Here is a 20,516-nt window from a genome sequence, read left to right on the forward strand (position 1 = left end):
AGCCACAGGACTGTGCATAGCGCAACTATGGCGCGGCGGGATTCTCGCAAAAGAAAAGCCGCGCAAGGAAGGAGTCTTGTGCGGCCTTAAAAGTGAGTTATGGACACAACCATAAAATGGCTGCTAACCGGCGCACGGAGAAACGCCGATCAGCCTATTTAGTATACGCCGATTAAGATAGAAAAGGGGAATTGCATCCCCTCGATAATGAGCACGCGACATAGAGCGCCGTGCCACGAAGCGACGAATTTATTCATGAAAAAGCGGAAATCTTATTTCCGAAGGGGAGGTGCGAAATGAATATTCATGGAGAATTCGGCAATGAAAAATCAAAGTGGTCCGTCTGAAGACCGGAATGATCTTGAGTTAGGGGGCGAGTCTCCCGCCGCGCTAGATGATGCGGCACAACAAGAAAAGCGGCGCAAGACGGATGAGGAGTTTTTTGCCTTCATGGATTCGAAGTCCGCCGCGCCAACACAGGGCGAGCCTGCGGCGGGCGGGGAGACCATCCACCTCTTCTCAGACCCAGACGTCGAAATACGGGCCTATTTCTGCGACCCGAAAGATGCGCCTGAGGAGTGGTTCGACAAGGAGATCACGGACGAGACGGTGGCTCGTGCAATTTGGGCCGCATTCATCGATCAAAAGCACAAGTGGCATCAGCAAGCATGGCAATCGTGGTCGCACCACGTCGAGAAATCTCTCAGAGAGCGCATCGAACGCGAAGCCGCCGCAGCCAGCGTGGCGGCAATCAAGCGCGACCGGAAAGCGGACCTCGCAGAGCTCATCGAGAAATACCCGGACATTGTGCGGCGGGCGAAGTCGCTTCGCGGGCAGATCGACTTCCCGGACATTAAGGTGAAGACGGGCAAGAATGGCGGAAAGTACATCAGCACCGGAGCCGGAGATGTAAACCGGATGGCGGTGTTTGACCAATTGTTCGGGGAGTCGCTGGAGGTCAATACGAATCGTCCATATCTGGACCTGTTCGGAATGACGATCAATTGGATTGACGGAAAACCGCTGGAAGACCTCGAACAGGTGTCCACTGTTCTCGCGGATGCCTTGGTTGCTGCTGGGATGAATGACCAGAACTTCGCGCCGGTTGGTAAGGCATTTATGACCTGGGCAAGACGGGCCAGTTATGACAGTGTGAAGACGCGGATGTTGCGGATGGTCACCGAAGAGCAGCCGTGGGATGGCGTGGAGCGGGTTGATGATGCGTTCGTGGCAATTCTCGGCACACAGAACACGCCGCTGATGCGGCACATCTCGCGATACTTCTTCGCGTCGATCTATATGCGCATTATTAAGCCGGGTGCGAACGCGCAGCACATGCTGTTCTTTGTCGGGCGCCAAGGCGGAGGCAAGAACCTTTTCTTGGACACGATCAACGGCACCGTAATGGGCGACAAGGATTTGATCGCCGTTTCAGGATCGCTGGATGGACAGAAGAATGATCTTTTGCGCGATGTGACTTCACGCAGCATCTTTCTGCTGTTCAACGAAAGGGCAGGACAGACGCGCGCCGATACGAACAAGCTGAAGGAGTTTCTGAATAAGAATTCCGATGTGATGCACTGGAAGTATGGGCATCAGTTCACCCAGCAGCGCCGCTGGACCCCAGTGATGGACGGGAATGGGATTGAGGGCATGTATCGGGACGAGAGCGGAGAGCGGCGCATCGTTCCAGTTATTGTCGGCCAGCTTCCGGACGATGAGAATGGGCTGAATTGGTCCGGGCGAGATGACCCGACCGATACGTCATTTTCGGTCGATGTAGAACTGCTTGAAAGAGTCTTGTGGCAACTCTTTGCCGAAGTGCATGAGTGGATTGAGCGAGAAGGTGAAGACGCATATCGCAAGCACGTTGGCGAGAGCATCGACATGGTGTTGAAGTACAACAACGATCAGCAGCAGGCGGGTGTCGGGCTGATTGATGATGGGTCGGTGAGGGATCATTTTGGCGAGTCACTTACGGCGACCCAGTTCGTTTACAAGTCTGGCGGTATCGCGAACAATGTGAAACCGCCGCACAAGCCGGCCAGGGGAAATCACCCCGACTGTGTGATGGTGTACTTCCCTGACTTCAAGCGCAAGTTCATCGAGAAGTCCGGCAACGACAACAAGACCATCGTCAAAACTGCGCTTAAGAATCTGAGTGCTTTCGGGATGAAACACGAATCGCTGGAAGGCACATTCACGGACAAGAAGCGCGCACTGGTGTTTGGGATTGGGGCTGCCGTGGCGAAGGGCTGCTATGAACTGCCTAATGTCTTGCTGAAGCTCTCGCCGCGCGTGCTGACCAGTTTGCCCGGCGTTATGGAGGCGCTGCGGGAATCGGAGTGGGTCCGGAAGGCTGCCGAGTCCGCCGCAGGGAGTGGTGGCGCGGCGGAGATTGGTGATAGGCGGTTGAGCGATGCGTTTGCGCGGCTGTGGAAGTCTGGGGAGATTGGCACGAAGGTTGCCGAGACGGTGCCTAGTCGGTTGGTGAAATCGCAGAAAACGGGGGAGATTCGGCTCGTAATCACCACAGAGGAGGTGCAAGAGTTGGTCAAGAAGGCTGTGCTTGGAGAGGACACTGCCGGTATGGATAAGCGGGAGGACGGTGGTTTTTGAGCCTTACGAGGGCTGCAAGTGACGCGATTCGCCTCACGCTACTGGCGATGGATGTTGGAGTTATGGGCTTGCAGCCCTTGAAGTGGAGATTTATGTCGCTGCACCGTGGTTTTTCGGATGCAGACGTTAGAGACTTGGGCCTCAAATTACGACGTAATTCGCCCGGAGAGCTAATAGGGGCGCGGGTTTTGGGGTCGGAGGATTACGTTCGGCGGAATTACGATGTGTGCGACCAAACCCACACCCCTCTGGCGCGGGCGGGCGCGTTTATTTTTATCCCTATATCGTATTAATTACGTAATTCGTAATTTGCAACCACTGAAACCGAAGCGGGGTAAGGCTTTGCGGGGAATTACGATTGCAATTACGCAAGAAATTCGTAATTCTCCACCACCATCCCACCGCAGCTGTGTGTGTTTGTGTGCCTTGGCTCTGAATAACCGAAATCGTTCATGAAGCTTGTGGCACTCGACCACAGCACCTTGCGGCGGATTCACTTTTGGTTTGGTTGAAACACCGTCTTGCGCTTGGATTCATGCGAATCCAATCGCGCTCGCAGGGCGCGAATTCACGCGTGTCGCGATGCTTGAAAGCACTCCGGGTGCGCGAGTTCACCACCGCGCTTGACCGACGCAATGGGCGCGGCGGACAGGCCGACCGGACACTCTGCTGCGGCGAACTGGCGAATTTCACATGAGGACGCACCACCCAGCAAATACCGCTTAACCACGATCCCAAATCGCAATTAGAATAAATTGGAGACTTTCCACATCAAGAGCCAACCGCCATGTATAACCCACTCGACCCCGAATTCCGCGACATGATTCCGCCGAGCGTATTTCAAGGCAAGGGCTTTGAGGAAGCGTACAAGACTGCGATTGGTCAGTACGCAGCCCTGCGTGCGTATGGCCGGACTTCGCGTGCGGCACTGCGCATGCTCTGGGGCGACAAGTACGCCGATCACGCCCGCGCCCAAGCCTACATCGACCGCATCGAATGTGCCCCGCTCTACATTAGGCAATTCAAATACTTCATCGAATCCCTCGCGGTCAGCAGCCTCTGGAACGAGCGCGTTGCGGCGAATCGACTGCTCAACATCATCAACGATCCCGAGACCAAGGACAGCACGTGCCTCGCGGCCATTAAAGAATTAAACGTGCTCACAGGCATCACAGTCATTGACGAGAAGGGCAACACGCGCTCGCGCAAGACGCTGGACGAGTTCTACGCGATGGAGGCTGCGCAGCGCCAGGCTGACGCGGAGAGCGGCGCGGCCACCCAACATTGACTCGGAGCACTTCGGCCATGTCGTCCGATGTACGCGACATAGCACAGGAGTACATGCGCATCCTCGCTCAGCATGGAAGGCGCATCGCCAATCGCTACCTTGTTGCGGCAGGGCACTACACAGGCCTCACGCTGACCGACTTCTATGCGCAGTACGGAAGCGAGGCGACACTCCCCGAACACGAGCGCAGCCGCTCGGATTTGGTTCACAGGTTCGATCCGGGCGGCTATTTGGCGCTGTATGAGGGTGTGCCGGTGGGGAAGAAACATGAAGCGCCCCCTGCGGCGGTCGAACCCGCGCGGCCTCCGGAAGCCCGGACCCTGCATTAGCCCCGCCCGCCCACGGATTCCGTCCGCCGCGCCCACGGACGGCTCGGGACGTACCTATGGGCCCACGACCGCCCGCTGGGCTCCTAGCGCGTTCTCGTGGGTCGGGAATTTCCGGGTCTAGCGCACCCTGCCCCTCGCAGGCGGTCTCGCCTCCTTACCGGGCAAGCCTTTGCAGCCGATCCAGCGCCATCTTAGGACGTAGACGGGACGGATTGCCTGCTCGACTGCCAGGGCGCTACGCCCTTGCGCTCACTCGCTACATGTCGCCGCGCGTGCTTGCGGCGGGCCGTTTTTGGCCTTGGCTTCATGCCTCCCGATACATCAGCAGATTCGACACCACTTTGTTCATCGTCCCAATTGTCGCTGGCGTAGCGTCCGACCTATCGCAATTTTGGTGGGTGTAAGACAGAAGATGGAAACGATTGGGAAGGTTGGCGAGATGGGCATCTATTCCATCACCAGTCCGAGTGGACGCATGTACTACGGCAGTTCAGTCGATATTCCGGAGAGGTGGGACGCGCATCGCCAAGCCCTCGCGGCGGGACGTCATGGCAACAAGGTTCTCCAGCGCACGGCAGACAAGTATGGCGTGGAGAATATGCGGTTTCGCGTTGAGGAGCGAGTCGATGACTATCAGCGCCTCATCGAAGTCGAGCAGCAGTACATCGACTCCATCTGGGGCAAGCACATCTGTATGAACCTTGTGCCGCAGGCCGGTAAGCCTCCGATGGGGGAGATTGCGACAAAGTTGCTGAAACAGGCTTGGGCACGGCCAGAATCCAAAGCGCGAAAGTCCGCAGCATCAAAAGCGGTATGGGAGCGAGACGGCCACAAGGAAGCGAGAGCGGCAAAGATCAGCGCGGCCCATAGCACGCCAGAAGCCAAGGCCAAACTCTCCGCAATCGCCAAGGAAGTCATGAGCCGCCCAGGGGTCAAGGCGAAGCACTCCGCATCCGTCCGTGCCGCGCTCAGCAGCCCAGAGGTCAAGGCGAAAATCTCGGCAGCATCAAAGGCTACGTTCAGCAAGCCAGAAGCACGCGCCAAGTTGGCGGCGGTAGGCAAGAAGACTTGGGAGTGTGAGGCTTACCAAGCGAAGCAGGCCGCAGCGACCTCAGATAGCTGGAACAACAAGGAGGTGCGGCGAGCACGCCAGATGCGTCATCGCGTGTCCGTCACCATTGCTGGTCGGACATTTGAGTTCAAAAGCGTTCCGGAAGCCTTTAATGTCTTTGGTATCTTCGAACAAGGCGTCAAGACCAACGCGTGTATCCGGTTCCGCACGGCATTGGTAGCGGAGGGGCACAAGGTGTATGTCGATCCAGAAGGGTCCGCTTACCACTTCTCTATCGTGGAGAGCCGGAAGCTGTAAGCCCAACGCACCCCGCCCGTTCTAGGCGGTCTCGCTTACTTACGGCATAAGACGTCGCGCTGGCTGCGGCGGGATGAAAGGACGCGACAAGGACGTAGCGAACCAAAAGCAAAACCCCCGGCAGGCTCCATCGGCTGCCGGGGTGTAGAGGGTTACGGGGTCATCTTCTTTGCCTGGGCGCTCTACTTACCGTGCCCGGACAAGGAACATGAAGCAGTCCGCCGTCTTCGGATAGACGAGCTTGCCGGTACGCCAGTGCTTGAAGCACTTGCAGTAGACCCAGCGAAACCCCGGCGGGGCGGGGCGGTGGGGGTTTTCCATATCTGGAACTCCTTACCTGCGGCTCCGCTTGACACCGGCAACCCTCGACCCAATAATGGGTTTCTACCTCGGGGATTGTTCCCGGCCTCCCTTTTGGACGGAACCTTTGTCACAGGGAGATGAATGGCCTTACGCAGTTGGCGCTGCGTAAGGCTTTTTCTTTGCGCGTGCGGTTTACTCGTCATCCGCATCGTCATCCGCCTCATCGGCATCATCCGCAAGCTGCATGTCGATATACGCCTTCAGCCGCTTCTTATCGGCTTCATAGAAGGGAATCGGCAACTCCAAATACGCACAACGCCCCTTCGACAGACGTACCGGCACTCGGATTACGTCCGGGTTATGCGTCTGCGCATGGGCAATGGACACGCCCGCCTGTACCGCGCTATGCGCGGCGGGAGCCGGTTGCGCTACATGACCCGTCGCGTGCAGTTGAGGCGCAGCCATCTGCAGCAACATTTGGCCTTGGACGGGAGTCGGCTCAGCACCGCTGACGAACGCGGACTGCTGCTCGTCATCTTCCGGCTGTGCGGCGACCTGCTCATAGAACCGGGCGAACTCGACCGAACGCCGGAACACGCTCACATACGCGTCAGCGCCCGCAGGGATGAAGCCCATGCTGATGAGGTCGTACCGAATGTTCGCGTCGGACGGCAGACGGCCATCGTACTTTTCGAGCAGGGTGGAAAAGATCGGCGGCGTGCGCAGCCAGCCGATCAGGAGGGACTGCTTCTGCTCTTCGTCCGGGCTGTACTTGTAGCTCTCGTAGTCCTTGGCCACGGCCAGGTGCCCTTCCTTCGGGCGCTCCAGCAGGCCGTAGTACCGCAGCGACGCAATCGCCTGCGCGGCGGAACCGTTGGTGGCGCTCTTGTAGCCGAGAGCTTGCGCAATGATTTCGACGGGCGTGGCGTGACGGCCGTCTTGCGCGTAAATCTTCTCCACGCGGTCGAGCGCATCCGGCAAGGCCATCGTCGGAGCCCTTGGGCTCTTCTTGCGCACGTCACTCATCGGTCACCTCCATCTCACAATGACCGGAGTGTATCAGCAAGTTTTGCGTCGTGCCAGCCCTAAACGCCAGAAATCCGTATTTCTTTACGTTAGCTTATTCGTTAGCGCATACGTAACTTCTAGTGCGGGTACGTTTCGCCTTTGCGATATCGTTATGAATCAACTAGTTGCGGTCTAAATATTAGGAGAATACTAACAAAAAGGGCGGCCACATTGGGCCGCCCATCATGGCGTACAAGCGTTCTGGAAGGGTCTGCGGGTACTTATCCCATCAGTTCCGCCACGTCCTCAGCCTTCAAGTGGACGTACCGCTTCAACATCTGGAGCGTTTTGTGGCCGGAGATGACCGACAGACGTATCTGGTCCAGTCCGCGCTCCGCATATCGGGTCAGGGCCGTATGTCTGAGGTCATGGAACACGATGTGCGGCAGCTTCGCTCGCTTCACGAGGCGGGCGAACGCCTGCTTGAGTTCATAAGTACAGAACACACGACCGTCGCGCGTGTCTTGCGGCAGCGCCCGGAGAACTTCAATCGCGCGCGAGGACAGCGGCACGTCTCGGGGTAGCCCGTTCTTGGTGGTGCGCAGCCGCGCCACCCTCCTCTCATAGTCCACGTCTTCCCAGAGCACGGCCAGAATCTCGCCCTGCCGGCAGGCGGTCTCCACCGCGAAGATGATCGCTGGGGCGAGGTACTTGTTGCGGCTGCCCTTCGCTGCTGCGGCCAGCAACGCGGTCTCCTCTGCGGCGGATAGGACGCGCTCCCGAGGGGGTGGAGCCTTGGGCCGTGTGATCTTCAAGTCTGGTACGGCCACGCCCCACTCCATCTTCGCGACGTTGAGCACGGCCCGCAGTAGGTTGAACTCCCGGAGCACCGTCCCTGCGGACACGACCTTCAGCCGCGCATCCCGGTAGGAGGCGAGATGGGCCGGGGTAAGTAGACCAACGGCCACCTCCGCAAACGGCAGTTCGCCCCGCAGCCAGTAGTCGAGCCTCATCTGTTCGAGGTCCGCGCCGCGATGCTTCGGCGCAACATCCTCCCGGTACTTCCGGAGCAGGTCGGCCACGGTCGCGAGGTTCCCCGAGTCGCTGGCCGCGCGCTGCCCTGCGGCGGACTTCGGGAGGAGGTCGGGCGGTAGCTCGCCCAAGTCGAACGCGCGTTCAACGCGGCGGACGAAAGCCTTGGCGTCTTGGAGGTTGGTGAAGGTTTTGGAGACGGTCGGGAACGAAGCCCTGCGACACTTCGCCTGGAAGGTCGTTGTGCCGTTTTTGGCGATGCGCTTGGTGATGACGCCCATGATGAGTCGAGTCCTGTAGGCGTCCTACGGGAGTGACTTACGGGACTCTGATCCGCCGCAAACCCAAGCCGGTCAACGGTTATCGTTGCAGCCTTCCCGTCCTTCGGAGGGCAGTACTCTATCCATTGAGCTACGGGCGCACAGGACGGTTTTGCAACCGGTTTTGCGGGTACAGCGGTTGCGGCGGGCGAGTGCCGCCGCAGAGAAGTCGCATAGGATACCGCTTTTGCCCGGCGCCGTCCATGCGGGGCCTCCACGGGCGTCGGGGAACGTCTCGCAACCGCCGCTTTTTGGCACTGGCCAGGGGGCTTTGGCGCTATAATCGCCAGCTATTTGCGTCAAATCGTGCCCGTCGCGCCGCCGACGCAACGAGTCGACCGGGATCAAGTCCGCGCGGCTGGTTGTGGGTGACAATCGGGCCCGGTCCGGGAGACAGTCCGAAGCGCGCAAATGGCAACAGACCCAAGTCAGGCAAGGGCCGCAGGGGAGCGCGGGCGGTCCGGATGGGGCCGGATAGTGGTCAGCGAAGGGCCACGCCAGGGCCAGAAAAAGCAAGCCGAGCGTAAGCGGCCAGAAGGTTTCCTGCAAAACTGAGAGTTCTGTATGAGCGACGTCCACAACGAACACCCCGAACACGAGTCTCCCATCAAAACCCCGAAGCAATTGATCGCAGTCGTGATCGCGGCGTTCCTGGTGCCGATCATCGTGATCATCCTGCTGGTCAACTTTGTCGGACACGGCTCTACGGAAAGCGCCGGTGCAGTCACCACGGCGGAAGCCGTCAACGACCGCATCAAGCCGGTCGCCTCGCTCGAAATCAAGGATGCCAACGCGCCGCGCGTGTTCAAGACGGGCGAACAGGTCTACAAGGAAATCTGCGCCGCCTGCCACGCGACCGGCGCGGCGGGTGCGCCCAAGTACGGCAATGCCGGCGACTGGAGCGCGCGTATCGGCCAGGGCTTCGAGGGCCTGGTGAAGTCGCTGCTCAATGGCAAGGGCGCCATGCCGCCGCGCGCCGGCAGCACCCCGGACGACTACACCGATTACGAACTGTCCCGCGCCGTGGTCTACATGGCCGATGCCGGTGGCGCCAAGTTCCCCGAGCCAGCTGCCCCGGCCGCTGCGGCGCCAACGGCTGCCGCCGCTTCTGAAGCCGCCGCTCCGGCTGCTACTGCCGCGCCGGCCCCGGCTGCTCCGGCCGCCGCCGCAGCACCGGCACCTGCCGCGGCACCGGCAGCTGCCTCGGCGGATGTCGGCAAGAAGGTCTACGAGCAAGTCTGCGCCGCCTGCCACGCGGCCGGCGTGGCCGGTGCGCCCAAGTTCGGCGACAAGGCCGCGTGGGCGCCGCGCCTGAAGGAAGGGATGGATGCGGTCCACAACTTCGCGCTCAAGGGCAAGGGCGTGATGCCGCCCAAGGGTGGCTACGCCGGCCCGGACGCGGATGTGCTTGCCGCCGCCGACTACATGGCCAGCGCCGCCAAGTAAGCCGAATCGCTGCAATCAAAAAAACCCGCGCAATGTGCGCGGGTTTTTTTCGTCCCGGGTTCGTCCCTGCGGACTGCGCGGGCGCTACACCACGCGCGAGTAGCGCGGCACGATGCGGATCGCCCGCGCGCCATCGCTGGCGGCATGGGCGTCGTTGTCCGCGCGGCGGGCGGCATCCTCGCGCAGGTAGGAGTCGAACACCATCGCCACGCGCCGCACCAGCAGCCGGCCCAGCGGCGTCACGGTGATGCGGCCGGGTTCGCACCGCACCAGCCCATCCTCGGCCAAGCGGCCCAGATCGGCCAGTTCCGCCGAAAACACCCAGTTGAAATCGATGCCGTGGCGCGCCTCGATCGCGGGCAGGTCAAGTACGCCGTTGCACATCAGGTCGCCGATGATCTCGCGCCGCAGGTGGTCGTCGGCGTTCATCGCCACGCCGCGCGCCAGCGGCAGGCGGCCCTGGTCGAGCGCGCCGTAGTATGCGTCGAGCGTGCGCGCGTTCTGCACATAGCGCCCGGCGATCGCGCCGATCGCGGAGATGCCGAGCCCGACCTGGTCGTAGCCGGCGTGCGTCGAGTAGCCCTGGAAATTGCGCTGCAGCCGGCCTTCGCGCTGGGCCACGGCGAGGTCGTCGTCGGGCAGCGCGAAATGATCCATGCCGATATAGACATAGCCCTCGGCGGTCAGCCGCTCGATCGTGGAGACCAGGATGTCGAGCTTTTCGCCCGCCGGCGGCAAGGCGCTTTCGTCGATGCGGCGCTGCGGCTTGAACACATGCGGGAGGTGGGCATAGCTGTAGACCGAAAGCCGGTCTGGGCGCAGCCCCAGCACCTGCCCGATGGTGCGGCCAAAGCGCGCCGCGGTCTGGTGCGGCAGGCCGTAGATCAGGTCCAGGCTGACCGACCGGAAGCCCAGCGTGCGCGCGGCATCGACCACGGCGCGGGTCGCTTCGAAAGGCTGGATGCGGTGGATGGCCTGCTGGACTTCGGCATCGAAATCCTGCACGCCCAGGCTGACGCGGTTGAAGCCGAGCTCGGCCAGCAGCGCCATGCGGGCATGGCCGACGCGGCGCGGGTCGATCTCGATCGAGTGCTCGCCGTCGGCCGCCAGCGCGAAATGCTCGTTCAGCAGCGCCATCACGCGGCGCATTTCGTCAGGGTCGAGGAAGGTGGGCGTGCCGCCGCCCCAGTGCGACTGGATCACCTCGCGGCGCGTGCCGAGCCGGTCGGCCACCATGGCCATCTCGCGGCCCAGGTAGCTGACGTAGCGGGCGCTGCGGCCGTGGTCGCGCGTGATGATCTTGTTGCAGCCGCAGTAGTAGCAGATGTTCTCGCAGAACGGGATATGCAGGTATAGCGACAGCGGTGCCGGCGCGTCGGCGCGGCAGGCGGCCAGGGCGTCGTGGTACAGCGACAGGTCGGGGCCGTTGCGGAAGCGGTCGGCGGTCGGGTACGAGGTGTAGCGCGGGCCGTTGCCGTCGATGCGCCCGGCCAGCGCACGGAAGTCGGACAGGGCGCGGCGGTCGAGCGCAGGGGAAGTCATCGCGGACGCAGTCATGGGGGGCGCAGGGGAACGGATGTAGGACGCCCCATCGTAGAACCGCGCTGGCTCTGGCGCGTTGACCATCGTCAACCGCGGACATTGGCGCTGCCGGCCACGCCGGAACCGCGCGCTCGCGGACGTCACATTGGTGTCATGTGCGGCGGTTAAGCTGCGCGCCACCGCGGCCCGCGCGCCCTCCGTTCCTGCCTCTGCGATGCCAACTTCCGAACAGACTCCCGTCCCTGCACCGTACCCACCGCTGCGCGCCAGCCTGCCCGCACCAGCCCGGCAGCGGCGCCGCGTGCTTGCCGCCGCCGGCATGGCACTAACCCTCCCCGGCTGGCCGGCCCTTGCGCAGGCGCGCCGCACGGTGGTGGTCGGGCATCTGCTCGACCGCTCCGGCGCGCAGGCCGACCTGGCGCGCGACTACCTGGCCGGGGCCAAGGTCATGTTCGATGCCGTCAATGCCGCCAACGGCCCGGTGCGCGTCCTGCACGTGGTGCGCGATGCCGACCCCGATCCGCGCCGCGCGGTGGCGCAGGCGGTGTCACTGGCCGATACCGAACACGCCGAGCTGCTGTTCGGCCCGGGCGACCGGCTGCTGCCGGGGCTGGCGGCATCCACCGAACTCTCGCGGCGCGGCGTGCAGATCGTGGCACCTTGGTCGGGGCTGGCGCTGGCGGCCGAGAACGTCTGGTTCACCCGTGCCGACTACCAGACTGAACTGGACGCGGCGGTGCAACAGCTGCGCAGCTATGGGCTGACGAGCATTGCGCTGGCACTGGCGCCGGACTTCGCGGTCCCCTCGCTGGCCCGGCTGGAGGCGCAGACCGGCACGCGCGCGGTGCCCCTGGAGGGCAATGGCGAGGCCGCCGCCCGGCGCATCGCCGCGACCCGTCCGGGCGCGGTGATCGTGGCCGGCGACACCCTCGCCTATGCCGGCCTGGGCCGGGCGCTGGCCGCGCAGGGGTGGTACGGCTTCCTGGTCGGCCTGTCGTCGGTCAGCGCCGCCGTGGCGCGCGAGATCCTGGGCAGCGGCTACAACGGCGGCATGGTGCTGACCCAGGTCGCGCCGGGGCCGCAGCAGGCTACCTTGCGGGTGGTGAAGGAGCATGTGGCCCGCATGAAGCAGTACCTGGACGAGCCGCCGTCGGCGGCGACGCTGGCCGGCTATATCGGCGCTGCGTGGCTGGCGCGGGCACTTGCCGGCGCGCACGCAAGCGGCCCGGCCGAGCTGCGGCGCGCGCTGCAGGGGCGTGTCGACGTGGGTGACTTCACGCTCGACTTCACCCACGGCCAGCGCGGCTCGCAGTACGTCACGCTGGCGGTGTCAGGCGCGCGCTGACGCACTTGCCTCAGCCGGCGGCGGTCTTGCCGCCGGTGCCCAGCAGCGCCTTGAGCGCGCCGAGCCGGTCCTTGGGGCTCATTGCCGGGGTCTGGTCCACCGGCGCGGGCGCCTCTTCCAGCTTCATCTCGCCGATAAAGCGCGACGGCTGGCACGAGTAGGTGTCGCGCGCGCGCTTGCGCTTCTTGCACCAGCTGACATGCAGGCTGCGCTGGGCGCGGGTGATGCCGACATACATCAGCCGCCGTTCTTCCTCGATCTTCTCGTCGCTCATGTCCTCGTCCTCGCGGCAGTGGGGCAGGATGCCCTCCTCCACGCCGACCAGGAACACGTGCGGGTACTCTAGCCCTTTGGACGCGTGCAGCGTGGACAGGCGCACCGCGTCGGGATCTTCCTCGCGGCCTTCGAGCATGCTCATGAGCGCCACGGTCTGGGTCAGTTCCAGCAGGTTCTTGCCTTCGCTGCCGAAGCCGTCGGCATTGTCAAAGCCGGTGGCTTCCTCGCCCTCGGCGCCCTCGGGCTTGGTGCCTTTACGCTTGAGCCAGTCCAGAAATTCCAGTGTGTTGGTCCAGCGCGACTGTGCCTGCCGTTCGTCGAAGCTGTCGTACAGGTAGGCCTCGTAGTGGATGCCTGCCATCAGGTCGTCGAGCACCACGGTGGCGGGGTCCCTGGCCGCGCGGTCGGCCAGGCGCACCATCGATTCGCAGAACACGCGCAGCGGCTCCAGCTGGCGCGGCTGCAGCTTGCCTTCGATGCCGCCCATCATCGCCGCCTCGAACAGCGACACCTTGGCCTGGCCCGCGAAGGTGCCCAGCACTTCCAGCGTGGTATTGCCCACGCCCCGGCGCGGCGTGGTGATGGCGCGGATAAAGGCGGGATCGTCGTCAGGGTTGGCGATCAGGCGCAGGTAGGCGCAGATGTCCTTGATCTCGGCCTTGTCGAAGAAGCTCTGGCCGCCCGACAGCACATAGGGAATGCGCTCGCGCCGCAGAATCTGCTCGAACAGCCGCGCCTGGTGGTTGCCGCGGTACAGGATGGCGTAGTCGCGGAACTGCGCGCGGCGCTCGAACTTGTGCGCGGACAGGCGGAACACCACCGACTCGGCCTCGTGTTCCTCGTCGTTCATCGGGTGGATGGCGATGGGGTCGCCCATGCCGTGCTCGCTCCACAGCTTCTTGTCGAACAGCTTGGGATTGTTGGCGATGACGGCATTGGCCGCTTCCAGGATGCGCACGGTGGAGCGGTAGTTCTGCTCCAGCTTGATCACCTTCAGGTCCGGGAAGTCGGTCTGCAGCCCGCGCAGGTTGTCCAGCGTGGCGCCGCGCCAGCCGTAGATGGCCTGGTCGTCGTCGCCCACCGCGGTAAACGCCGGCGCGCGCAGGTGCGAGCCGCCCGCCAGCAGCTTGAGCAGCTGGTACTGGCAGGCGTTGGTGTCCTGGTATTCGTCAACCAGAAAATAGCGCAGGCGATTCTGCCACTTGAGCTGCACGGTTTCATTGCGCGCGAACAGTTCGGCCGGCAGGCGGATCAGGTCGTCGAAATCCACCGCCTGGTAGGCGTGCAGCGTGGCCACGTAGTTGCGGTAGACCAGCGCGGCCTGGTGCTCGTCGGCATTGGCGGCCTGGGCGATCGCCGCCTCGGGATCGACCATGCCGTTCTTCCACAGCGAGATCGTGCCCTGCACGCCGCGGATCAGCTTCTTGTCGGTGGTGCCCAGCTGCTCCTGGATCAGGCCAAAGCAGTCGTCCGAATCCATGATCGAGAACTGCGGCTTCAGGCCCACGTGCTCGGCCTCCATGCGCAGGATCTGCACCCCGAGCGAGTGGAAGGTACAGACCGTCAGCTGCCTGAGCGGGATGCGCTTGCCCTCGCGCGTGGTCTTGCCCTCCATCAGCTTGCCGATGCGCTCCTGCATCTCCTTGGCGGCCTTGTTGGTAAAGGTGACGGCGGCGATATGACGCGGCTCGAAGCCCTTGTCCTCGATCAGATGCGCGATCTTCTGCGTGATCACCCGGGTCTTGCCCGAGCCCGCCCCGGCCAGCACCAGGCAAGGGCCGTCCAGGTAGCGGACGGCTTCGGATTGGGCGGAATTGAGGCCGTGGGTCATGCGTGGAATGCGGTAGGAAGCAGGGAAATCAGCAGAAAAGCGGGAACGCCAGGCGGGATACGCCGGCACCACTGAGACGGGAACGGCGGCAAAGCTATTGATGTTAACACGCTGGCCGCGGCAGGTCAGTCAGCGCAAACCGCATTGACGCAACTGCTTGTGTCACCGGCGTAACACTTCGTAAAGCCCGGAGCCGATCGCGCAATGCAAGGTTCTAACTAACGTGTCCCCCTGGCCTCCGAGGCCGCGCGGACATGCACATATCATCACATCGGAGCCAATAATGAAAACCCTGCAGACTTTGACCAAGGTGACACTGGTCGGCGTGACGGTCGCGGCCTTCGCGGGCTGTGCGGACATGACGCCCAAGCAGCGCAACACGGCGATCGGCGCGGGCGCGGGTGCCGTTGGCGGCGCCGTGCTGACCAATGGCAGTGCGCTGGGCACGCTCGGCGGTGCGGCCGTCGGCGGTGTGATCGGCAATGTGGTGACCGACGACAACCGTCACCACAAGTAAGCAGCGCGTGCCGCCGGGCACCGGCGCCCGGCCGGCGCGGCCGGTTTGACAAAGCCCGGGGCCTCCCGTACATTGCGCGCATCCGACCGGGAGAGCGCGCATCGACTGCGCCGCCGAAGGGGTATCACCCGAAAACTCTCAGGCACCACGGACCGGTCGGATCGGCATGCAACATGCACACAATGCATGCCGCACTCTGGAGAGCGGCACCCGCCATTCGTGGCGAGCGTGCCCACCGAAGGGGCGCACGAGGACCGGTTCCGCCAGGATCCGCCTTGTAATCTCTCAGGTATCGAGGACAGAGGGGTCATCCGCCGCAGCGGATTGCCACGCCACGGGCGTGGCGAGCGTTGCGGCGGATGGCCCTTTTTCGTTTTCGCAAACCGAGATTGCCCCCGAGGATCCCATGACGCTCCAGGCCACGCCCCTCAACGCTATCCACCGCGCCCTCGGCGCCCGCATGGTCGACTTCGGCGGCTGGGACATGCCGGTCAACTACGGCTCCCAGATCGAAGAGCACAATGCCGTGCGCAGCGACGCCGGCATGTTCGACGTGTCGCACATGTGCGTGGTCGATCTCAACGGCGCCAATACCCGCAGTTTCCTGCGCGGCCTGCTGGCCAACAATGTCGACAAGCTGCAGACGCCGGGCAAGGCGCTCTACGCCTGCATGCTGGATGAAAAAGGCGGCGTGATCGACGACCTGATCGTCTACTTCTTTGCCGAAGACCGCTTCCGCCTGGTCGTCAACGCCAGCACCGCGCTGGGCGACATCGCATGGATCCGCGCGCGCAACGAAGCCACCGGCAGCGGCGTGACCATCACCCCGCGCCGTGAAGACGTTGCGCCCGCAGGCGTGCAGCCGCTGGCCATCGTCGCCGTGCAGGGCCCCAACGCCCGCGCCAAAGTGTGGAGCACCTTCCCCTCGACCCAGCCTTCGGACGCGCTCAAGCCCTTCAACGCCGCCGTGGTCCAGGACCCCGCCATCGGCGAGATCATGGTCGCGCGCACCGGCTACACCGGCGAAGACGGCTTCGAACTGGTGGTGCCGGCGGAAAACGTGGCCGCCGTCTGGGAAAAGCTGAACGCGGCCGGCGTGCGCCCGGCCGGCCTGGGCGCGCGCGACACGCTGCGCCTGGAAGCCGGCATGAACCTGTACGGCCAGGACATGGATATCAACACCTCGCCGCTGGACGCGGGCCTGGCCTGGACGGTGGACCTGCAGAGCGAGCGCGACTTCACCGGCAAGGCGGCGCTGGCCGCGGCCGGATCGCGCCAGCAATTCCTTGGCCTGATCCTGCGTGACAAGGGGGGCGTGCTGCGCGCCCACCAAAAGGTGGTCACCCCGGCCGGTGACGGCGAAATCACCAGCGGCACCTTCAGCCCGTCGCTGTCCCAGTCGATCGCCTTTGCCCGCCTGCCGAAGGAGGTCGCCGTGGGCGATACGGTGCAGGTGGAGATCCGCGACCGCAAACTCAACGCGACTGTGGTTAAACTGCCGTTTGTGCGCAATGGCAAGGCACTCGTGAGCTGAAGCTCATACCAACGGTCGCCCTCGCCTGCCGGCGCTTGCCGGGCAGGCATCACCCAACAAGAAACAAATCTGCATCCGGAGAACCTCCATGAATTTCCCCGCTGACCTCAAGTACACCGAGTCGCATGAGTGGGTACGCGTCGAAGCCGACGGCACGCTCACCATCGGCATCACCGACCACGCCCAGGACGCGCTGGGCGATATCGTCTTCCTGGAGCTGCCCGAAGTGGGCAAGTCGGTCGGTGCCGGCGACGCGCTGGCAGTGGTGGAATCGGTGAAGGCCGCTTCCGACATCTACGCCCCGGTGGCCGGCGAAGTGATCGCCGTCAACGAGGCCGCCACGGCCGCGCCGGAAAGCGTCAACGCCAACGCCTTCGACGCGTGGCTGTTCAAGCTCAAGCCGGCCAACGGCGACGACGTCAACGGCCTGATGTCGGCCGACGCCTACAAGGCCAGCGTCGGCGCCTGATTTTTGTCATTCCCGCGCAGGCGGGAATGACAAGCAACATTTGAAGCGCGCCGGCATGGCTGACCACCTGCCGAGCGCACTGAACGAGGTTCTTGCCCATGAACGCCCCGCTTCCCATGAACGCCGCCCAAGTGAACCGGCCCACGCTGGCCGAACTGGAGGCGCGCGACGCCTTCGCCGCCCGCCATATCGGCCCCGATACCCCCGAACAGCAGCACATGCTGAAGGTGCTGGGCTATGACAGCCGCGCCGCGCTGATCGATGCCGTCATTCCCGCCGCCATCCGCCGCCGCGACGGCATGCCGATGGGCGAGTTCACCGAGCCGCTGAGCGAAGAAGCCGCGCTGGCGAAGCTGCGCGGGCTGGCGGGCAAGAACAAGGTCCTGAAGAGCTTTATCGGCCAGGGCTACTACAACACCGTCACGCCCGGCGTCATCCTGCGCAATATCTTCGAGAACCCGGCCTGGTACACCGCCTACACGCCCTACCAGCCCGAAATCTCGCAAGGCCGCCTGGAAGCGATGCTGAACTTCCAGCAGATGGTCACCGACCTGACCGGGCTGGATATCGCCAACGCGTCGATGCTGGACGAAGGCACCGCCGCGGCCGAGGCGATGACGCTGCTGCAGCGCGTGAACAAGCACGACTCGGACACCTTCTACGTGGCCGATGACGTGCTGCCGCAGACGCTGGAAGTGGTACGCACGCGCGCGCTGCCGCTGGGCATCGAAGTCAAGGTTGGCCCCGCCGCCGAAGCCGCAGCAGCCAACGCCTTCGGCGTGCTGCTGCAGTACCCGGGCGTGAACGGCGACGTCAATGACTACCGCGCCATTGCCGACGCCGTGCACGCCGCCGGCGGCCTGGTGGTGGCCGCCGCCGACCTCTTGGCGCTGACGCTGATCGCCGCGCCGGGCGAATGGGGAGCCGACGTGGCCGTGGGCAACTCGCAGCGCTTCGGCGTGCCGCTGGGCTTCGGCGGCCCGCACGCCGGTTACATGGCGGTGAAGGACGCGTTCAAGCGCTCGATGCCGGGCCGCCTGGTGGGCGTCACCATCGATGCGCAGGGCAACAAGGCCTACCGCCTGGCGCTGCAGACGCGCGAGCAGCATATCCGCCGCGAGAAGGCGACGTCGAACATCTGTACCGCACAGGTGCTGCTGGCCGTGATGGCCTCGATGTATGCCGTCTACCACGGCCCGCAAGGCCTCAAGCGCATCGCGCAGCGCGTGCATCGCCTGACCGCGACGCTGGCCGCCGGCCTGCAGGCGCTGGGCTTCGCGCGCGCCAACGCCAGCTTCTTCGACACGCTGACGCTGGAAACCGGCTTCAATACCGATGCCATCCATGCCGCGGCCACCGCGCGCGGCATCAACCTGCGCCATATCAGCGCCACGCGCGTCGGCATCTCGCTGGACGAGACCGCCAGCCGCGCCGACGTGGTCGCGCTGTGGGAAGTCTTCACACAAGGCAAGCCGCTGCCGGCCGAACTGGACTTCGACAGGCTCGAGGCCGCCGCGCAGGATGCCTTCCCGCCGGCACTGGCGCGCACCAGCGCATACCTGACCCACCCGGTCTTCAACACGCACCACGCCGAGCACGAGATGCTGCGCTACCTGCGCATGCTGGCCGACAAGGACCTGGCGCTGGACCGCACCATGATCCCGCTGGGTTCGTGCACGATGAAGCTGAACGCCACCAGCGAGATGATCCCGGTGACCTGGCCCGAGTTCAGCCAGATCCACCCGTTCGCGCCGCTGGACCAGACCGTGGGCTACCGCGAGATGATCGACCAGTTGGAGGCCATGCTGTGCGCCGCCACCGGCTACGCCGCGGTCAGCCTGCAGCCCAACGCCGGCTCGCAGGGCGAGTACGCGGGCCTCCTGATCATCCACGCATACCACGCCAGCCGCGGCGAGAGCCATCGCGACATCTGCCTGATCCCGTCGTCGGCGCACGGCACCAACCCGGCGTCGGCGCAGATGGCCGGCATGAAGGTGGTGGTGGTGGCCTGCGACGAGAACGGCAACGTCGACCTGCAGGACCTGGCGAAGAAGGCCGAGCAGCACAGCAAGAACCTGGCGGCGATCATGATCACCTACCCGTCCACGCACGGCGTGTTCGAGCAGGGCGTGCAGCAGATCTGCGAGATCGTGCACCAGCACGGCGGCCAGGTCTACGTCGACGGCGCCAATATGAACGCGATGGTCGGCACCGCCGCGCCGGGCCAGTTCGGCGGCGACGTGTCGCACCTGAACCTGCACAAGACCTTCTGCATCCCGCACGGCGGCGGCGGCCCGGGCGTGGGCCCGGTCGCGGTCGGCGCGCACCTGGCTGACTTCCTGCCCAACCAGGACAGCGTGGGCTACCGCCGCGACGAGCGCGGCATCGGCGGCGTGTCGGCGGCACCGTTCGGCTCGGCCAGCATCCTGCCGATCTCGTGGATGTATATCGCGATGATGGGTTCGGCCGGCCTGACCGCCGCCACCGAGAACGCAATCCTCGCGGCCAACTACGTGGCCAAGCGCCTGGCGCCGTACTACCCGGTGCTGTACACGGGCCAGCACGACCTGGTGGCGCATGAATGCATCCTGGACCTGCGCCCGCTGCAGAAGGACGCCGGCATCAGCAACGAGGACGTGGCCAAGCGCCTGATGGACTACGGCTTCCACGCGCCGACCATGAGCTTCCCGGTGCCGGGCACGCTGATGATCGAGCCGACCGAGAGCGAGGCCCTGCACGAGCTGGACCGCTTTATCGACGCGATGATCGCGATCCGCCAGGAAATCGGCCGCGTCGCCGACGGCACCTTCGACCGCGAGGACAACCCGCTCAAGCACGCGCCGCACACCGCCGCGGTGGTGACCGCCAACGAGTGGACCCGCCAGTATACGCGCGAGGAAGCCGCCTACCCGGTGGCATCGCTGCGCACGCAGAAGTACTGGCCGCCGGTCGGCCGTGCCGACAACGTGTACGGCGACCGCAACCTGTTCTGCGCCTGCGTGCCGGTCAGCGACTACGTGGTCGACTGAGGCAGCGGCCCGGGCGGGCTGCCGGGCGCTGCGCTATGCTCAATACAGAGGACGCCGCATGCTGCTGGTTTGCTCCCCTCCCGCTTGCGGGCGAGGAGCAGGGGGTGAGGGCAGGCGGTGGCAAACCACCGGCCGTACTTCGTGGAGACACCCGCCCTCACCCCAACCCTCTCCCGCACGCGGGAGAGGGAGCGAACAATCGGACCACCAGAGCCAGTGGTCGTCCCTCATACAACGACAAGAGCCCTGCGTGGGCCAT

General features: G+C 64.2%; 15 protein-coding genes and 2 riboswitches. Of the genes, 10 read left to right on the plus strand and 5 right to left on the minus strand.

All coding sequences use genetic code 11. The annotated features are described in order from the left end of the window. Positions 1 to 306: 306 nt before the first annotated feature. The 4 genes from ACREYQ_RS16805 (at position 307) to ACREYQ_RS16820 (ending at position 5,605) form a co-directional block, all read left to right on the plus strand. Entirely contained in the window at positions 307 to 2,619 is a 2,313-nt protein-coding gene (locus tag ACREYQ_RS16805; protein WP_432258638.1) for a VapE domain-containing protein, read from the plus strand. A gap of 787 nt (positions 2,620 to 3,406) precedes the next feature. Further along, a complete protein-coding gene (locus ACREYQ_RS16810; RefSeq protein WP_432258639.1) occupies positions 3,407 to 3,907 on the plus strand; it encodes a hypothetical protein in 501 nt (166 codons plus the stop codon). Between the two features lie 17 nt (positions 3,908 to 3,924). Beyond that, on the plus strand, positions 3,925 to 4,236 hold the full coding sequence (locus ACREYQ_RS16815; protein ID WP_432258640.1) for a hypothetical protein: 312 nt from the start codon (positions 3,925 to 3,927) through the stop codon (positions 4,234 to 4,236). 412 nt (positions 4,237 to 4,648) lie between these two features. Further along, positions 4,649 to 5,605 carry a GIY-YIG nuclease family protein gene (locus ACREYQ_RS16820; protein ID WP_432258641.1) on the plus strand — a complete coding sequence of 319 codons (957 nt, stop codon included), beginning with the start codon at positions 4,649 to 4,651 and terminating at the stop codon, positions 5,603 to 5,605. Positions 5,606 to 5,791: 186 nt separating this feature from the next. Here the strand turns inward: ACREYQ_RS16820 and ACREYQ_RS16825 are convergent, their stop codons facing one another. The 3 genes from ACREYQ_RS16825 to ACREYQ_RS16835 form a co-directional block, all read right to left on the minus strand. After that, the gene (locus tag ACREYQ_RS16825) at positions 5,792 to 5,926 is read right to left on the minus strand and encodes a hypothetical protein (protein WP_256376148.1); all 135 of its coding nucleotides are present in this window, start codon (positions 5,924 to 5,926) and stop codon (positions 5,792 to 5,794) included. A gap of 174 nt (positions 5,927 to 6,100) precedes the next feature. Further along, positions 6,101 to 6,934, minus strand: coding sequence for a hypothetical protein (locus ACREYQ_RS16830; protein WP_432258642.1), 834 nt, complete (start codon positions 6,932 to 6,934; stop codon positions 6,101 to 6,103). Positions 6,935 to 7,197: 263 nt separating this feature from the next. Continuing rightward, positions 7,198 to 8,229, minus strand: a complete 1,032-nt coding sequence (locus ACREYQ_RS16835) for an integrase (RefSeq protein ID WP_432258643.1) — start codon at positions 8,227 to 8,229, stop codon at positions 7,198 to 7,200. Between the two features lie 603 nt (positions 8,230 to 8,832). On the opposite strand from ACREYQ_RS16835, the gene ACREYQ_RS16840 reads away from it, so the two are divergent. Continuing rightward, complete coding sequence (locus ACREYQ_RS16840) at positions 8,833 to 9,714, plus strand: c-type cytochrome (protein WP_432258644.1); 882 nt, start codon at positions 8,833 to 8,835, stop codon at positions 9,712 to 9,714. An 84-nt stretch (positions 9,715 to 9,798) separates the two neighbouring features. Here ACREYQ_RS16840 and hemN read toward each other — a convergent pair whose 3' ends face one another. Continuing rightward, positions 9,799 to 11,271, minus strand: coding sequence for an oxygen-independent coproporphyrinogen III oxidase (gene hemN / locus ACREYQ_RS16845; RefSeq protein WP_432258645.1), 1,473 nt, complete (start codon positions 11,269 to 11,271; stop codon positions 9,799 to 9,801). 199 nt (positions 11,272 to 11,470) lie between these two features. On the opposite strand from hemN, the gene ACREYQ_RS16850 reads away from it, so the two are divergent. Then, positions 11,471 to 12,601 (plus strand): ABC transporter substrate-binding protein, encoded by a 1,131-nt coding sequence (locus ACREYQ_RS16850; protein WP_432258646.1) that lies wholly within the window; start codon positions 11,471 to 11,473, stop codon positions 12,599 to 12,601. Positions 12,602 to 12,611: 10 nt separating this feature from the next. Here the strand turns inward: ACREYQ_RS16850 and ACREYQ_RS16855 are convergent, their stop codons facing one another. Beyond that, complete coding sequence (locus ACREYQ_RS16855; RefSeq protein WP_432258647.1) at positions 12,612 to 14,708, minus strand: UvrD-helicase domain-containing protein; 2,097 nt, start codon at positions 14,706 to 14,708, stop codon at positions 12,612 to 12,614. A gap of 283 nt (positions 14,709 to 14,991) precedes the next feature. Here ACREYQ_RS16855 and ACREYQ_RS16860 point away from each other — a divergent pair, with 283 nt between their 5' ends. From ACREYQ_RS16860 to gcvP, 4 genes are all read left to right on the plus strand, one after another. Then, positions 14,992 to 15,225, plus strand: a complete 234-nt coding sequence (locus ACREYQ_RS16860) for a glycine zipper 2TM domain-containing protein (protein WP_432258648.1) — start codon at positions 14,992 to 14,994, stop codon at positions 15,223 to 15,225. Positions 15,226 to 15,302: 77 nt separating this feature from the next. Then, positions 15,303 to 15,390: riboswitch (glycine riboswitch) on the plus strand. Between the two features lie 21 nt (positions 15,391 to 15,411). After that, positions 15,412 to 15,537: riboswitch (glycine riboswitch) on the plus strand. Between the two features lie 94 nt (positions 15,538 to 15,631). Further along, positions 15,632 to 16,759, plus strand: coding sequence for a glycine cleavage system aminomethyltransferase GcvT (gene gcvT / locus ACREYQ_RS16865; protein WP_432258649.1), 1,128 nt, complete (start codon positions 15,632 to 15,634; stop codon positions 16,757 to 16,759). Between the two features lie 88 nt (positions 16,760 to 16,847). Beyond that, positions 16,848 to 17,228, plus strand: a complete 381-nt coding sequence (gcvH, locus tag ACREYQ_RS16870) for a glycine cleavage system protein GcvH (RefSeq protein WP_018006183.1) — start codon at positions 16,848 to 16,850, stop codon at positions 17,226 to 17,228. A 98-nt stretch (positions 17,229 to 17,326) separates the two neighbouring features. Further along, complete coding sequence (gene gcvP, locus ACREYQ_RS16875; protein ID WP_432258650.1) at positions 17,327 to 20,257, plus strand: aminomethyl-transferring glycine dehydrogenase; 2,931 nt, start codon at positions 17,327 to 17,329, stop codon at positions 20,255 to 20,257. Positions 20,258 to 20,516: the final 259 nt, after the last annotated feature.

The organism is Cupriavidus sp. TMH.W2 (genome assembly GCF_050847365.1).
Classification (GTDB): domain Bacteria; phylum Pseudomonadota; class Gammaproteobacteria; order Burkholderiales; family Burkholderiaceae; genus Cupriavidus.

Bases quoted from the DNA above. Each gene is read 5' to 3' on its own strand.
- ACREYQ_RS16855 (WP_432258647.1), bottom strand. From the start codon at position 14,708: ATGACCCACGGCCTCAATTCCGCCCAATCCGAAGCCGTCCGCTACCTG.
- gcvP (WP_432258650.1), top strand. From the start codon at position 17,327: ATGAACGCCCCGCTTCCCATGAACGCCGCCCAAGTGAACCGGCCCACG.
- ACREYQ_RS16805 (WP_432258638.1), top strand. From the start codon at position 307: ATGGAGAATTCGGCAATGAAAAATCAAAGTGGTCCGTCTGAAGACCGG.
- ACREYQ_RS16840 (WP_432258644.1), top strand. From the start codon at position 8,833: ATGAGCGACGTCCACAACGAACACCCCGAACACGAGTCTCCCATCAAA.
- ACREYQ_RS16830 (WP_432258642.1), bottom strand. From the start codon at position 6,934: ATGAGTGACGTGCGCAAGAAGAGCCCAAGGGCTCCGACGATGGCCTTG.
- hemN (WP_432258645.1), bottom strand. From the start codon at position 11,271: ATGACTGCGTCCGCGATGACTTCCCCTGCGCTCGACCGCCGCGCCCTG.
- ACREYQ_RS16850 (WP_432258646.1), top strand. From the start codon at position 11,471: ATGCCAACTTCCGAACAGACTCCCGTCCCTGCACCGTACCCACCGCTG.
- gcvT (WP_432258649.1), top strand. From the start codon at position 15,632: ATGACGCTCCAGGCCACGCCCCTCAACGCTATCCACCGCGCCCTCGGC.
- ACREYQ_RS16820 (WP_432258641.1), top strand. From the start codon at position 4,649: ATGGAAACGATTGGGAAGGTTGGCGAGATGGGCATCTATTCCATCACC.
- ACREYQ_RS16860 (WP_432258648.1), top strand. From the start codon at position 14,992: ATGAAAACCCTGCAGACTTTGACCAAGGTGACACTGGTCGGCGTGACG.
- ACREYQ_RS16835 (WP_432258643.1), bottom strand. From the start codon at position 8,229: ATGGGCGTCATCACCAAGCGCATCGCCAAAAACGGCACAACGACCTTC.
- ACREYQ_RS16815 (WP_432258640.1), top strand. From the start codon at position 3,925: ATGTCGTCCGATGTACGCGACATAGCACAGGAGTACATGCGCATCCTC.
- gcvH (WP_018006183.1), top strand. From the start codon at position 16,848: ATGAATTTCCCCGCTGACCTCAAGTACACCGAGTCGCATGAGTGGGTA.
- ACREYQ_RS16825 (WP_256376148.1), bottom strand. From the start codon at position 5,926: ATGGAAAACCCCCACCGCCCCGCCCCGCCGGGGTTTCGCTGGGTCTAC.
- ACREYQ_RS16810 (WP_432258639.1), top strand. From the start codon at position 3,407: ATGTATAACCCACTCGACCCCGAATTCCGCGACATGATTCCGCCGAGC.